The sequence below is a fragment of the Prosthecobacter sp. genome, assembly GCF_044373815.1.
In the GTDB taxonomy this organism is placed as follows: domain Bacteria; phylum Verrucomicrobiota; class Verrucomicrobiia; order Verrucomicrobiales; family Verrucomicrobiaceae; genus Prosthecobacter.
On record NZ_JBIPNG010000029.1, the window covers coordinates 14024 to 27591 of the forward strand.

13 protein-coding genes and 3 tRNA genes are annotated in these 13568 nt (G+C 57.9%); 10 read left to right on the plus strand and 6 right to left on the minus strand.

The window, feature by feature from the left end:
- The first annotated feature begins 56 nt into the window (after window positions 1-56).
- From ACIREA_RS04320 to ACIREA_RS04335, 4 genes are all read left to right on the plus strand, one after another.
- Complete coding sequence (locus ACIREA_RS04320; RefSeq protein ID WP_397380912.1) at window positions 57-1118, plus strand: class I SAM-dependent methyltransferase; 1062 nt, start codon at window positions 57-59, stop codon at window positions 1116-1118.
- A 23-nt stretch (window positions 1119-1141) separates the two neighbouring features.
- Window positions 1142-1702: an SOUL family heme-binding protein gene (locus tag ACIREA_RS04325; protein WP_397380914.1), complete on the plus strand. Its 561-nt coding sequence runs from the start codon at window positions 1142-1144 to the stop codon at window positions 1700-1702.
- Between the two features lie 5 nt (window positions 1703-1707).
- Complete coding sequence (locus ACIREA_RS04330; protein ID WP_397380916.1) at window positions 1708-2586, plus strand: TIGR01777 family oxidoreductase; 879 nt, start codon at window positions 1708-1710, stop codon at window positions 2584-2586.
- Between the two features lie 83 nt (window positions 2587-2669).
- Window positions 2670-3548 carry an HAD family hydrolase gene (locus ACIREA_RS04335; protein WP_397380918.1) on the plus strand — a complete coding sequence of 293 codons (879 nt, stop codon included), beginning with the start codon at window positions 2670-2672 and terminating at the stop codon, window positions 3546-3548.
- Here ACIREA_RS04335 and ACIREA_RS04340 read toward each other — a convergent pair.
- Window positions 3545-4516, minus strand: a complete 972-nt coding sequence (locus ACIREA_RS04340) for an SDR family NAD(P)-dependent oxidoreductase (RefSeq protein WP_397380920.1) — start codon at window positions 4514-4516, stop codon at window positions 3545-3547. The two genes, ACIREA_RS04335 and ACIREA_RS04340, sit on opposite strands and share 4 nt — an antisense overlap.
- A 54-nt stretch (window positions 4517-4570) precedes the next feature.
- Window positions 4571-5026 carry a hypothetical protein gene (locus ACIREA_RS04345; protein WP_397380922.1) on the minus strand — a complete coding sequence of 152 codons (456 nt, stop codon included), beginning with the start codon at window positions 5024-5026 and terminating at the stop codon, window positions 4571-4573.
- 370 nt (window positions 5027-5396) lie between these two features.
- Between ACIREA_RS04345 and ACIREA_RS04350 the strand changes: the two genes are divergently transcribed.
- The gene (locus tag ACIREA_RS04350; RefSeq protein WP_397380924.1) at window positions 5397-5708 is read left to right on the plus strand and encodes a hypothetical protein; all 312 of its coding nucleotides are present in this window, start codon (window positions 5397-5399) and stop codon (window positions 5706-5708) included.
- A 559-nt stretch (window positions 5709-6267) separates the two neighbouring features.
- On the opposite strand, the gene lptD is transcribed toward ACIREA_RS04350, so the two are convergent.
- Both lptD and lpxA read right to left on the minus strand, forming a co-directional pair.
- Complete coding sequence (gene lptD, locus ACIREA_RS04355; RefSeq protein WP_397380926.1) at window positions 6268-8787, minus strand: LPS assembly protein LptD; 2520 nt, start codon at window positions 8785-8787, stop codon at window positions 6268-6270.
- A gap of 98 nt (window positions 8788-8885) precedes the next feature.
- Window positions 8886-9677 carry an acyl-ACP--UDP-N-acetylglucosamine O-acyltransferase gene (gene lpxA, locus ACIREA_RS04360; RefSeq protein WP_397380928.1) on the minus strand — a complete coding sequence of 264 codons (792 nt, stop codon included), beginning with the start codon at window positions 9675-9677 and terminating at the stop codon, window positions 8886-8888.
- 119 nt (window positions 9678-9796) lie between these two features.
- On the opposite strand from lpxA, the gene ACIREA_RS04365 reads away from it, so the two are divergent.
- Window positions 9797-9883, plus strand: a tRNA-Ser gene (locus tag ACIREA_RS04365).
- 226 nt (window positions 9884-10109) lie between these two features.
- Here ACIREA_RS04365 and ACIREA_RS04370 read toward each other — a convergent pair.
- A tRNA-Leu gene (locus tag ACIREA_RS04370) sits at window positions 10110-10194 on the minus strand.
- A gap of 47 nt (window positions 10195-10241) precedes the next feature.
- Complete coding sequence (gene ndk, locus ACIREA_RS04375; RefSeq protein WP_397380930.1) at window positions 10242-10667, minus strand: nucleoside-diphosphate kinase; 426 nt, start codon at window positions 10665-10667, stop codon at window positions 10242-10244.
- Window positions 10668-10789: 122 nt separating this feature from the next.
- On the opposite strand from ndk, the gene ACIREA_RS04380 reads away from it, so the two are divergent.
- From ACIREA_RS04380 to ACIREA_RS04395, 4 genes are all read left to right on the plus strand, one after another.
- Window positions 10790-11533, plus strand: a complete 744-nt coding sequence (locus tag ACIREA_RS04380) for an HAD family hydrolase (protein ID WP_397380932.1) — start codon at window positions 10790-10792, stop codon at window positions 11531-11533.
- A 54-nt stretch (window positions 11534-11587) separates the two neighbouring features.
- Window positions 11588-11663 (plus strand) — tRNA-Arg (locus ACIREA_RS04385).
- 113 nt (window positions 11664-11776) lie between these two features.
- A complete protein-coding gene (locus ACIREA_RS04390; RefSeq protein WP_397380934.1) occupies window positions 11777-12922 on the plus strand; it encodes an AI-2E family transporter in 1146 nt (381 codons plus the stop codon).
- A gap of 7 nt (window positions 12923-12929) precedes the next feature.
- Window positions 12930-13568, plus strand: a 639-nt coding sequence (locus ACIREA_RS04395; RefSeq protein WP_397380936.1) for a YihY/virulence factor BrkB family protein, incomplete at its 3' end; no start/stop codon positions are given.

Sequence of the window (13568 nt, forward strand, 5' to 3'; positions counted from 1 at the left end):
GGGTCGTAAAACTACCCGTCCTTCACAATCCGCGCCAGTTCTTTCCCGTGCATCGAATGTCTTCCCTTCCCCAGATACTGCGAGAAAAGCTCGCCGCCTCTCCTTCCGACCGTCTGCCCTTTGCACAGGTCATGGATCTGGCTCTTTATCATCCTGATCATGGTTATTATGGAACCGGCCCGCGCAAAATCGGCCGTCAGGGCGATTTTTACACCAGTGTGAGCGTCGGCCCCTTGTTCGGGAAACTGCTGGCCATGTACGCTTTGCAGGAATGGCAGGTGCTGGGAGAGCCCGAAGATTTCACGCTCATCGAACAGGGCGCGCATGACGGCCAGCTCGCTGAAGATGTGTTGAGCGCCCTGGAGGGCAGCCCCCTGCGCTACCTCATCGTGGAGCCAAACCCGAAATATCGTGAAGCTCAGTTCAAGCGCCTCGGCGGCCGGGTTCAATGGGTGGAAAGCCTCGCTGCGCTCAAAACCGGCCCCAAAAACGGTTTTTTCCTCTGCAACGAGCTGCCGGACGCCTTTCCAGTGCACCTCGTCCGCTGGAACGGCGAACGCTGGGAGGAATTATTCGTCGAAACAGACGGCACCGAGGCCTTCCGCTTCATTCCCGGCGGCTGCTCCTGTGAGGAACTCGAGGCAGAAGTGAAACACCTGCCCCACGATCTCGAGACCGGCCACACCCTCGAAATCAATCTTGCCATGGTCTCTTGGATTCGCGCCCTGGCTCAGGCCGCATTTCGCGGAGCCATCTTCATCGCCGACTACGGTCTGGATGCTGAGGAATTCCACGCCGACTCCCGTGCCGATGGCACCATCCGCCGTTACCGGCAGCACCAGACAGACGGCAGAGTTCTGGATGACCTCGGCGAATGTGACCTGACGACACACATCAATTTCACGCGGCTCATTGATGAAGCCGTGCGCCATGGACTCTCCCAGCGCGAATACGACCTTCAGGGCCGCCTGCTGGGCCGCATGGCGACGAAGTGGATTCAAAGCCTCGAAGGCAGACCGCCTGACGCCGCCACGATGCGTCAGTTCAATTCGCTCACGCATCCAGCCTTGATGGGCCGCTCGTTTCGCTGCCTCATCTTGGAAAAGTCAGCCCTTTGAGCCATGGTGCGCGTATCTCGGCCATGAAAAAGTTGCTCGCCCTCATCAGTGGTCTGGTTGTCAGCGCCATCGGCATCGCCGCCTGCGCCACATCACGTGCGGGTTATGAAACGGCTCCTTACAAGGTCATCCGCACGGACGGTGCCTTTGAGATTCGTGAGTATCCCGAGCTCAAAATCGCCACCACTTCTCGTGACGCGGACAATTCCAGCTTCATGCGGTTGTTCCGCTACATCGACGGCGGAAATGCAGCCAAAGAGAAGATCTCCATGACGACACCGGTCTTCATGGTGGATGGGAAAATGGCCTTCGTGGTACCAGATAAGCACAAGAAGGATACGCCCGCCCCTGCCTCTGCCCAGGTGAGCGTGGACACCATGAAAGCGCGTCGAGTGGCCGTGCATCGCTTCAGCGGCTCCCAAACCAAGGAACTGGAACTGCAGGCTCTGTCGAAACTGAAAGCTTGGATGCAGCAAAACAAGCTTCAGGAGGCTGGTGCCCCCTTCAGTGCCTACTATGACCCGCCGTGGACACCGGGCTTTCTGCGCCGCAATGAAGTTCTGGTTCCCATCCCTCCTCAATAATTCTCATGCGCATCGGCATCACAGGAGCGACGGGCTTTATCGGCAGGCACCTCAAAGAATATGCAATCGACCGAGGCCATGAGGTGATCGCCTATTCACGCAGGCCGGGTTCGGGCCTGACGCAGCCAAAACAGGCACCCCATGCGCTTCCTGAGACGCCACTGGATGCACTGGTCCATCTCTCGGGCGAATCACTCATGGGCCTCTGGACGCAGGACAAACGTGATCGCATCTGGAAAAGCCGCGTGGATTTCACCGAGTCCCTTGTCGCGCATCTCGCCACCTGGAAAGCCGAGAACCGGCCCAAGGTGCTGGTGTGCGCCTCCGGGGCCGGATTTTATGGCAACAGCGGCGCAGATGCCGTGGATGAAACATCGCCGCAGGGCCAGGGCTTCCTGGCCGATGTCTGCGCAGGCTGGGAAGCGGCGGCGCACCGGGCTGAAGCACTCGGCATGCGCGTCATCACTTCGCGCACGGGCATGGTGCTGGGCCGCGATGGCGGGGCGTTTCCATTGCTGCGTCGAGTGTTTGCCTGCGGTCTAGGCGGCCGACTGGGATCAGGCCAGCAATGGATGTCCTGGATACACATCGACGATGCAGTTCAGCTTCTCCTCCAGGCGGTCATCACCGAAACCGTGAACGGCCCGCTGAATCTCTGCGCGCCAGAGCCGGTCACGAACGCCGAGTTCACCCAAAAACTGGCAGCAGCCCTGCATCGCCCCGCCTTTTTTCATGCGCCTGCCTTCGCCCTCAAACTGCTGCTGCGCGGCATGGCGGAAGAAATGCTCCTGAGCGGGCAGCGAGTGATTCCTCGCGTTGCCACGGAGATGGGTTACGCTTTTGCGCACCCCACACTCTCCGGCGCATTCAAAGCGCTCGTCTGAACGGGGTGCTTGCAGTTGTTGACGATTGCTCCATACCACTGTCAACAATCGTCAAACACCGCAAACAACCGTCCACTCCAGTCATGGCATCCCAGCAGACCACCATCGGCATCATTTATGATTACGATCAGACGCTCAGTCCGACGTACATGCAGGATGAGACACTCTTCCCCCACTTCGGCATCAATCCGGAGCAGTTCTGGAAGCGCAGCCGTGAACTCGTGAATCAGGAGGGCTACGACGGTGAACTGGCCTACCTGAAATGCATGCTGGACTACCTCGACATGGACCGGCCAACGAACGAGGACTTGCAGAAACTCGGCGCAAAGTTGAATTTTTTCAAAGGCGTGCCGGAGCTTTTCGACGAACTGAACAAAGTGCTCAACGACCAGCACCGTCTGCTCGGTGTGAAAATCGAGCATTACATCATCTCCAGCGGCCTGAAAGCCCTGCTGGACGGCTCGGCGCTGGCACCATTTGTGAAGCGCATCTTCGGCTGCGAATTCGGCGAGGATAAAAACGGCCGCATCACCTTTCCAAAACGCGTCATCAGCCACACCACCAAGACGCAGTACATCTTTCGCATCAACAAAGGCATGCTGGAACCTCACGAAGATGTGAACGATCACATGGCCCCGGAACTGCGCCCCATCCCCTTCCAGCACATGATCTATGTGGGAGACGGCCCGACGGACGTCCCCTGCTTCACCCTGATGAAGCGTTATGGCGGCCATGCGGTGGCGGTTTACAATCCTGACGAGGCCAGCCGCAGCAGCTTCCGCAAATGCTACCAGCTCACCGGCCTCGCCGACCGCGTGAAACACATCGCCCCCGCCGATTACCGCCCCGGCAGCCATCTGCGGCTGCTGCTTGAGGAGATGGTCACGGACATCGCCGACGGCATCGTGCGCAAAAAGCGCCAGGAAATCGAAGAGGGCACGGTCTCAGCACCGCATTTTTAGGAAACGGCAATGCCGCGGGCCCGCATGTCTCGGAACCATTCCACATAGGCTGGCACCCCCTGCGCAATGGTCGTGGTGGGTTTGAAGCCAATCAGGGCCTTGGCTTTGCTCACATCGGCAGATGTCAGAGGCACATCCCCCGGCTGCTCGGACAGTTGATTAATGACGGCCTTTTTACCAATCGCCTGCTCAATGGTGGCGATCAGATCATTGAGTGTGACGGTCTGGGAACCGCCAAGGTTGATGATGTCGCAGATGGGACCGCTGGTGTAGTTGAGCGCACCAATAATGCCATCGACGATGTCGTGGACAAAGGTGTAGTCGCGCGCGGTGCTGCCATCCCCAAATTTATCGATCGGCTTGCCGTCTTCGATCAGTCGGGAGAATTTTGAAATAGCCAGGTCAGGGCGCTGGCGCGGTCCATAGACCGTGAAAAAGCGCAGGGCGACGGTCTTGATGCCGTAAAGATGGCTGTAATTGGAGCACATCTGCTCGCCTGCCATCTTGGTCATCGCATAAGGGCTGATGGTTTGCAAAATGGGGTCGGCTTCAGCAAAGGGCACCTTTTTGTTCACTCCATAAACGGAAGAACTGCTGGCGAAGACAAAGTGCTTCACTCCGGTGCGGCGGGCGGCCTCAAGGAGGTGAAAGGTACCTTTGATGTTGGTATCGATATACAACTCGGGCTGCTCAATGGAGGGGCGCACGCCAGCGCGGGCCGCCAGATGGATAACTGCGTCAAAACGGCCCAGATCAAAGGTCTCATGGACAAACTTCGGATCAGAAATGTCCCCCTCACAAACCGTCACTTTCGAACCTAATGACCTCAGATTCTCACGCTTGATCGTGGGATTGTAGTAGTCATTGAAGCTGTCAACGATTGTGACCTCCCCAGCTCCCTCAGTAATAAGGCGCTCAACGGTGTGGGAGCCGATGAAACCAGCTCCGCCTGTGACAAGAATTTTCATGCTAAAAAGGCCTGGGAGGACGTGATTGCCGGCCACCAGATGAACAACTAACGATCAATGGTCCGACAATTGCAAGGCATCAGGAGAAAGGGATTGACGCAAGGGGGCGAAATTCGCTAAATATACAGAATTCTCCGAATCATCTATTTTCCGTCCCTGAACCATGAGCGAATCCGAAAACACGCCCCCAACACCACCGTCAGGCTCGACGCCCAAAACGGCCGCCGTCCCTCTGAAAAAAGAAACGGTGCGTATCACACTGCGTGGTCGCCCTGGTGCAGGTGTCACCCAGCCGCGTGAGTCCACCTCGCCGGTTTCCCCTGCCACAGGTGGAATTCCAGCCTCTTTCAACACGACATCCGTGGTTCCCATGATGTCGAAAAAATCCACGGCTCCGATCCAGCTGCCCTCCGCGCCGCTGCCTCCACCTGCGCCCAAGTCCAGCACCTCCCCGGTGAAGCTGCCTGCGCCGCCGATGTCGCCGCCGTCCCGAAAGACCACTTCAGCCATTCCAGTGGCCTCGTCACCACCACCGGCCGCTCCCGCCCCTTCTGGTGCCATGCCCCCTCCGATGGCTCGTCCGCTGGCTCCTCCTACGGCCCCTAAGCCGCCAGGAGCACCTGTGGCACCAGCGGCCCCTCGTCCTTCCTCACCGCCTATGGCAGGTCTGCCAGCTGCCACCCGTCCGCTTGCCCAAAATCCAGCAGCGCCACCTCCACGCACCGAAACCGGCGCACCTACCGTTCCTCTGCAAAAGCCAACCGCAGGTCCTCGCCCCCCTTCAGCTCCTGGAGCTGGTACTGGCCCCATGGTGGGTGGCGGAGTCGGCGCAGCCAGCCCTCTCCCGAAAGCGACCGTCAAGCTGCAGCCAACGCAGGCCATGCAGCGCCCGTCCATCTCCGCTCCTCCCAGCGCCCCCGTCAAGCGCAGCGCTGCCGCTGATGCGGAACAGTTCTATGAAGAAAAGGATCCAGAGGCAGGCTTGGTTCCGCTTTCGGTGATCTGCTTTGTTCTTTCCGCCGTTTTGATGGTGGTTCAGATGTTTGGAGCGGATGCTATCAAATCTGATCCCCTTGGCGAATCCCCGATCATGGTCCCTTCTGACAACAAGCAAGCTTGGGAAACTCACTCCTTGACGACCGGTGTCTGGTCCAACGAGAAGTTCAAAGCCGAACTGTTGCCGATTCCTTGAAGAATTGACGGATCTCCTCAATCTCACTCTCTCATCTCATGCCTCTCGCCTGGTTAGTTTTTATTCTCGCTGTTGCCACCTTGGCTCTCAATTTCCTCGCCCGAAGCGGCGGGGGGATGTAAGTCTCTGACAATTTGTGCCATTCTCCATCCATCTTCCCTCCTCAAAGGGAGGATGGATTTTGCTTTCTTACACTGACCGAAACCTCAGTCAGTACCAACGCGCAGTAGAAAAAAGTCCAAGCCGCGAGAGTGAAGCCATCGAGAGGGATGCTCTGCGAACGCGTTAGCGTTCTGAAGGAGAGGGATCGTCCCGATCCCTCACGCTCACGCCACGTTCAGCGCTCCAGTACATTTTCAAACATACCCTCCTCCGTCGGCAGACCTGCTTTCAACGGATCATGGTATATGCATTTGGGATTTAGACATCCAATTCAGCCTGCATAGGGCCATCCATCGTTCGGATGAAAGGGCTGTTTCCAACGCTTCAGCACACTCCTGACTGAGCGCCTTTATACCCGGGTTCTTTTCCAAGCTCCAATCTCAAGCAGCAGGCAGTACTATTGCCTGCCCCCGCGACCGCCAGGATTGGGGTCCATGTCCAGATCAAAATTGAATTTGGGGAAGTCCTTGAGCGTGAAGGAAAGCAGAAGGCCGAAATCAGAGACGCCATTGCCATTGTTGCGTGACATCAACCCAAAGGAGGCAATCCAGCTGCTCAAGTCCTTTGAAAAGCTGTAGCTCTGGAACTGGAGAATGCCGTTGGTCGCTTCGTAGATGTGATAGGTGTTAAAGCCGTAGTTTTCGTTCAACCGCGCATAAAAGCGTGTGTAAACCAGACTGCTGTCTCGGAAAAAGGGATGGTCGTAAATGTACTGATGTCCCAGCTCGATGGAGGTGTTTTTGCCCAACATCCAGCTCACGCTGTTGTTGGCCTCAGTAAAGGCACCGACACCGCTGGTGATTGGCAATTGCAGATCTGATTTCACCGTGGCCCAAGGCACCGGAGACCAGAAAAGCTCATTATACACATTGGACAGGCTGCGGCCATATTCCGGGTCCTGGCCAAACACATTTACATAGGTGTTCATCCCCGCCCAAGTGTAGGTTTGGTTGTCTCCGCCCTCTGGCGTCTCCCAGAAACTGCCGTAACCGCTGCTGGATATGTAATCTCGCTTCGTTTGGAAAAGATTGCGGAATCCGACACGCGCCACATTCCAAGAGCGCAGACTGTCCACAGCCGTAAACAACGGAACATCAATGGAGCGCGGCCGGGTGGTGGTGGAAAGCCGGTCAATGGCAGGAACCCCCGCATTCTGACTGGCATCCAGATACGAATAGTTCAGGTAAGGTTGGAACACATGACGTATTCCATTGATTCCCAAGGATGGAACCTGCACATCGCTCCAGTTCTTGGAAAGTTTGAAGGAAACGTCCAGCCCAGCGCTGAAGATACCCCGGGCATAATTTTTCAGGCCTGTGGTGCTGCCCACAATCCCATTGTAGCTCGTCATGCCGGCACCGATCCTGGGCGTCACATTCAGCCAGCCCATGTAAGCCTTCGGATAAAGCAACTCATGGTAGGTGTGAAACCGGGCATATCCAGGTTGCGCAAGCCTGCTGTAAATAGCTCCCAATCCCTGGGTGATATCGACGGGCGTCAGTGCGGCAGTTCGTGGCGCTCCCACGAGGCCTAGGAAGGATTCGGGAGCGGTTCCGAGTGGATCACCCAGCACGCTCGGCAACCCCAAGACTCCAAGTGCCTGCAAACGGATCAACTCAGCTCTTTCCTGCGCTCCAACCATTTCACCAATGATGCCAGCGGTAATCGTGCCTTGGTGAAACACCCCGGAATTCCACAGAGGCCTGCGGGTGAAGTCGATGGAAAGCTCCGGCAGACGAGTCGTCGTCCGATAGAAATTGTTCAGCTTGAACTTCGCCATCAAGGTGGCGACGTAGGCCTCATTCGTGTGGATGAGCGAGATCTGATTGTCAGGCTCGCGATTGGTGCGGTAATCATTGAAGAAGAAATCTTCGTAGAAGTGGATGTCGCTGATCTTGTTGATGTCGAAATCAAGATACCAAGTGCTCACATCCGGGCCGGGAAGATAGATGCGGTGCTGAAAATTGACCCGATACCTGTTCTGAGGCACCGGATAACGGATGGCACTGGTGGCGTTCGTTGTAGGGTCGGTGTCACGGACGCCATACAACTTCAGAGTGCCAAAATTCTGCCGGTTGGCACTGTTACGTATCGAAAAGAGGTCCACGCCAGCACCCACACCACGCTTGCTGCGCAGGTCGAATTTGTATTTCGCGAAGGTGTGATCACCATGCACAACCGCCATCTGGGTCAGCAGGAACGCACCCCAGCGGCTTTGATAGCCAGGGCCAATGCGCATGCTGCTGTCTTCATCCAGTGATTTGGTGATCTGCGGCAGCCAGAGAAACGGTGTTTTCCCAGCGTACATTTTCACATCCTTGAGGATGGCCTTGTCCTCTGGATAAACCGTCAATTCTTTGACTCGAAGATGGTAATTCGGGTCCTGCACATCATGCGATGTGAATGTCACACCCTTGGCATCAATACGGTTTTCAAGCTTGCTCCCCGAGTGGAAATCTTCCGCCTTGAAGAAAAACATGCCCGATGTCCTTCTGAAGCCGCCGCCCGTGGGACCACCACCGGCGGTGATCCCTGTTCCAGAGATGCCCTGCTGATTACCTGCACCGATGCCGGTGATTACATTGCGGCCTGACATCTCACCCGTGATCGAGTTGTAGGTGATCGAATCCCCGTGGTAAAGCATTCCGTCCCGCCAAATCGTCACCCCGTCCTTGGCAACGACTTCACCCGTGGACTGATTGTACTGCGCACTGCCGCAGCGCATTTCGACATCACCGTAATGAATATGCACATCACCCGTCACAGTCGCGACACCCGTTTCTGGATCCATCGTAGTGGTTAGACCACGAATGTTTAGATCGCTCGTGAGACTGTCGAGAAGGGATTGCCCGTTCGCCGCCCCGGCCAAGGCCAAGGCGCACACGAGGACCGTCACGCAAAATTTTGAAAAAATCATAACACGAGAGGACATCGCCCTACACGAACAGGCAATGAGAGCGACCTAAATAGGCTACCGGGATCACGGTGACAAGAAAAAGCCGGACTTTTTTCGCTTCAGTCGTCCTCCCGTCCGGGTCTCACGGGGCATACACCCTTTTTACTCGGTGCTTGGACAAACTCCAGCAGTCGCCGCGCTTTGTCAGGCCACTCTTGGGTCAGCGCCTGCTCTACAGCCTGTGTCAGGTTCAATCCCCCGCAAAAAAGCTGCTGAAACAGGTCTTTAATCGCTCCGCGCTCCTCCGTGGTGAACCCCTGCCGCCGCAAACCGATCACATTCAGCCCGGTGATACGGTTGATGCGCTGTGCCGCACAGTAGTGGGGAATGTCCTTGCTGAAGCTGCCGTTCCCCTGGATCACGCAAAAATCTCCGATTCTCAGGAACTGGTGAAACACCGCCCCGCCGCCGATGAAGGTGTTGTTGCCCACGTGAATGTGCCCGCCTAGCAAAACCGCGTTGGCCAGGATGTTCCGGTCCCCCAGCACCACATCATGCGCCAGATGGCTGCCCACCATGAGATAATTGCCATCACCGATCCTCGTCGCCGTTCCAGCCTTGCTGCCACGGTGGATCGTCACGTGCTCGCGAATCACATTCTTTTTGCCCAAAACCACGCTGCTCTGGGTGGCGGGATCAAAGCCCAGATCCTGCGGCTCTCCGCCGATCACCGCCCCGCGTCCGATTCGCGTCCCCTCCCCCACGATCACGTGTCCCACCAGCTGGGCATGCGCCTCAATCCGGCATCCAGCCCCCACCACACTCGGCCCTTCGATCACCACATAGGGGCCGATCTCGGCAGCGGGGTCGATTTGGGCGCTCGAATCAATCAGTGCGGTCTTGTGGATCATGCGCCATGACCATGGATGGCCCCTCGCCGTGGATCAATCCTGACTTGCAGCTCATGCAAACTTCCTCTTGGCAGATTGCCTCGCATTGCCTACTGTCCCCGTTCCGCAACGCAGCACCAGGAGAGGTGGTCGAGTGGTTTATGGCTCCAGTCTTGAAAACTGGCGTGGGTTTATCCCCACCGTGGGTTCGAATCCCACCCTCTCCGCGCGAACGAAGTGAGCAAGGTGAGGCATCGTTCAAAGCGAAGCAACAAAGGGAAAGCCGAAGGCAATCCCACCCTCTCCGCGCGAAAAAAATTGAGCCCCTTGAGGCATCGCACACTGCAAAGCTGCAAATGCCCTCCAAACTTTAAGGGCCACCGTTTTTCAGGCTGCTCACATTCCATCGTCCTTTCACTCCCTACGCCCGACTCACTCTGCCATGAGGCAGAGTGCCGCTGGCCGGACTCGAACCGGCAAGGGAGTTACCTCCCAGCAGATTTTAAGTCTGCTGTGTTTACCATTTCACCACAGCGGCGTGGGGGAATGCCTGCGCCGCGCAGTGTAGCGGCAAAGCAGAATGCCTCAATAGCTGAAAATCTCGCCGTCCTTGAAAAAGCGCTTCAGTTCGACTGCGGCGGCTTCTGGGGAGTCGGAGGCATGGACGACGTTGGTCATCTTGTCCGTGCCGAAGTCACCACGAATGGTGCCCTTCGGTGCGATCTTGGAATCCGTAGGGCCCAGGAGATCACGCACGTGGGAGATGATGTTCTCCCCGCTGATGGCCACGGCAATGACGGGCTTGCTCTTCATGAAGCTGGCCACGTCCGGGAAGAAAGGCTTGTCCGCGATGTGCGAGTAGTGCTCCTTGAGCAGCTCATCGGTGAGCTGGATCATCTTGCAGCCACGGACGCGGAAGCCTTCGTCTTCGAGACGCTTGAGGACTTCGCCATTGATACCGCGTGCGACGCAGTCGGGTTTGAGCAGGATGAGGGTGGTTTCTTGGGCCATGAGGGTTTTGGGGGAAAAGGGTGTGTACACTGCCGTCCGCCGCTGCATCCGTCAAGGCTGGGAATGTTTTGCCAGATGGAAACGCGGCGCTAGGCTCTGCGCCGCCCCCCCCCCTCCGCGTCATGCCTGCACGCTCCTACGCTTTCTTTGATCTCGATCACACGCTGCTGCCGTTCGACACGCAGGCGCTTTTCTGCAACTTCGTGCTGCACCGCGAGCCCTGGCGCGTGCTGCTGCACGGTCTGTTCGTGCCAGTCGCACTGGCTCGTGCCTGCGGCCTGGCCAGCACCGCCACGGCCAAGCGCGCCTTTTTGAGCTACCTGCGCGGCATGCCTCGCGAGCGCCTGGCTAGGTACGCAAGAGAGTTCGCCGAAATCTGCGTGCCGAAGTGGGCCTACCCATCACTCCGCGCCGAAATCCTCCGCCACAAGCACCAGCGCCGCGTGCTGGTGCTGAACACCGCCAGCCCCGACTTCTACGCGCATGAGATCGCCCACGCGCTCGGGTTTGACCACTGCATCGCCACGCGTTTTGAGGTCGGCGCCAAATTTCCCGGCATGCCCCGGCTCATCACTGGCAACAACAAGCACGCGGCCAAGATCGCCGCCATGGAGGAGGTCGTGCCCGGCCTGACCGAACTCACCGATCAAGAGCGCGCCCACAGCTGGAGCTACTCCGACAGCGCCGCCGACCTCCCTCTGCTCGAATACGCCGGCTACGGCGTGCTCGTCCACCCCTCCCGCAGCCTCGCTGCCATCGGCAGGCAGCGCGGCTGGGCCATCCTCCACCCCGAGCGCCCCTACGACAACAAGCTCGGCGACATGCTCCGAGTGGTGCTGCAGATGTTCGGCTTGCATCCCGAGTGAAGCGCGCCCTTGCTCAAGCCGCAGATAGACTTATGATCGCGCCGGTCAAGCGAGGCACCCGTAGCTCAGTGGATAGAGCAGCCGATTTCTAATCGGCTGGTCGCAGGTTCGATCCCTGCCGGGTGCGCCATGCTGGAAGAGGCCGCATGAGAGGAGGGTGGGTTTACACCCCATGGCGGATGCGGGCATGGCAGTCGAGCATGAGGCTGCAAGCAGCGTCATCCATTTTGAAACTCACTCTCTATGCCCGCAGTTGATGTAACTCCTGCCACTGCGGCACCACCAGAGCAGCCCGCCATGCCGCCCGTCTCTGTAGAGGTTGTGACTCAGCGCGTGGAGCTGCACATTCCGTGGGTCACCTTCATCAAGGTATTTGCAGCAGCGATGACCGCCTATGCCATCTATGTGCTGTGGCCGCTGCTGCTGCTGGTATTCCTCGCGCTGTTTCTCGCCGTGACACTGCATGCGTTTGTGGACTGGTTGGATGACAAAGGCATGCAGCACTGGGCCAGCCTGCTGCTGGTCATCGGCGGTTTGTTGATGATGCTCATCTTCGGCCTGGCGCTCATTGTTCCCACGCTGCTCGACAGGGCGACAACCTTCAGCCATACCCTGCCGCAGTTGTATGATGATGCGTTCAAGCAGCTGCCCCTCAGCACTGCCATGCGTCTCAACATCACACACCTGGTTGGCAGCGCGAACTGGTCAGAGGCCTACACCTGGCTGGGCAACTTCTGGTCCGCAGGAGGCATCGCGCTCAGCGGTATTTCAGAAGTCGTGCTGATATTGGTGATCGCACTGTATCTGGTGGTTGATGGCAGCAAGACCTATGAATGGCTGCTGGCCTTCTTCTCTCCCTTGAAGCGTGCCAAGCTGCGCCTCACCTCGGGAGAAATCTCCGAGGTGATCTTTGGTTATGTCACCGGGCAGTTCATCACCTCCCTGCTCGTCACGGTGTATGCCTTTATCGTGCTGGCCGTGCTCAAAGTGCCGGGGGCCCTGATGCTGGCACTGCTGGCCGGTTTACTGGATGTGCTGCCCATCCTGGGCTTCATCATCGCCACGGTGCCGGCGTTTCTGCTGGCGCTGAGCGTGTCCCCCAGAACGTCATTGATCGTCGTGGGCATGTATCTGCTGTTTCATGCCCTCGAGACCTATTACATCGTGCCCAAGGTTTACGGAAAACACCTCCGGGTGTCCACGCTTACGGTGCTGCTGGGCCTCCTTGCAGGTGTTCTTCTGGCAGGCATCCCCGGGGCTCTGGCAGCACTGCCCATCCTGGCCTCCTACGCGGCGATCGAACGCATCTGGCTGAAGCCCTTCCTGCGAGACGGCGTGTCAGAAAAGCATGAACTGCAGAAAGATCTGGCGTTTGGTGACAAGGCCTGAACAGCCCATGAAAACGGCTCTTACCATGCTGCGCGAGACGTTCCGTCAGTGGGACGCACACCGGGTGCCAAAAATGGGCGCGGCCCTTTCGTTCTACACCGTCTTCTCGTTGGCGCCGCTCTCCATCATTGTGCTGTCCTTGCTCAGTCTCGTGGTGGAGCGCAATTCGGCGCGCGCTGAAATTGTCGGCCAGTTCAGGAACTTCGTCGGCAATCAGGGCGCGGAGATGATGGAGCTGATTCTGCGCGAGACAGCCGCGACCAGCACCGGCCTTTTTGAAACCCTGACAGGCTTTGTGGTTCTGCTCGTCGGTGCCTCGGGTGTGTTTGGAGAACTGCAGGATTCGCTGAACCAGATCTGGGGTGTGTCCTCAAAACGTCATCCGGTTTTCACGCTGGTAAAGGAGCGCGTCTTTTCCTTCGGCATGGTGTTTGTCATGGGCTTTCTCATGCTGGTGTCGCTGCTCTCATCCGCAGCCGTCGCGGTGGCAGGCGGCCGCCTGCATGCGCGGTTTCCAGCCTTGGACGGTCCCTGGGCCTGGGGCAATGATGTGATCTCCCTGCTCGTCGTGGCTCTGCTGTTTGCGCTGATCTTTCGCCTGGTGCCCGATGTGTCGATCACCTGGAAGGATGTCTGGATCGGGGCC

Bases quoted from the DNA above. Each gene is read 5' to 3' on its own strand.
- ACIREA_RS04320 (WP_397380912.1), top strand. From the start codon at position 57: ATGTCTTCCCTTCCCCAGATACTGCGAGAAAAGCTCGCCGCCTCTCCT.
- ACIREA_RS04325 (WP_397380914.1), top strand. From the start codon at position 1,142: ATGAAAAAGTTGCTCGCCCTCATCAGTGGTCTGGTTGTCAGCGCCATC.
- ACIREA_RS04330 (WP_397380916.1), top strand. From the start codon at position 1,708: ATGCGCATCGGCATCACAGGAGCGACGGGCTTTATCGGCAGGCACCTC.
- ACIREA_RS04335 (WP_397380918.1), top strand. From the start codon at position 2,670: ATGGCATCCCAGCAGACCACCATCGGCATCATTTATGATTACGATCAG.
- ACIREA_RS04340 (WP_397380920.1), bottom strand. From the start codon at position 4,516: ATGAAAATTCTTGTCACAGGCGGAGCTGGTTTCATCGGCTCCCACACC.
- ACIREA_RS04345 (WP_397380922.1), bottom strand. From the start codon at position 5,026: ATGGCTGAAGTGGTCTTTCGGGACGGCGGCGACATCGGCGGCGCAGGC.
- ACIREA_RS04350 (WP_397380924.1), top strand. From the start codon at position 5,397: ATGCAGCGCCCGTCCATCTCCGCTCCTCCCAGCGCCCCCGTCAAGCGC.
- lptD (WP_397380926.1), bottom strand. From the start codon at position 8,787: ATGATTTTTTCAAAATTTTGCGTGACGGTCCTCGTGTGCGCCTTGGCC.
- lpxA (WP_397380928.1), bottom strand. From the start codon at position 9,677: ATGATCCACAAGACCGCACTGATTGATTCGAGCGCCCAAATCGACCCC.
- ndk (WP_397380930.1), bottom strand. From the start codon at position 10,667: ATGGCCCAAGAAACCACCCTCATCCTGCTCAAACCCGACTGCGTCGCA.
- ACIREA_RS04380 (WP_397380932.1), top strand. From the start codon at position 10,790: ATGCCTGCACGCTCCTACGCTTTCTTTGATCTCGATCACACGCTGCTG.
- ACIREA_RS04390 (WP_397380934.1), top strand. From the start codon at position 11,777: ATGCCCGCAGTTGATGTAACTCCTGCCACTGCGGCACCACCAGAGCAG.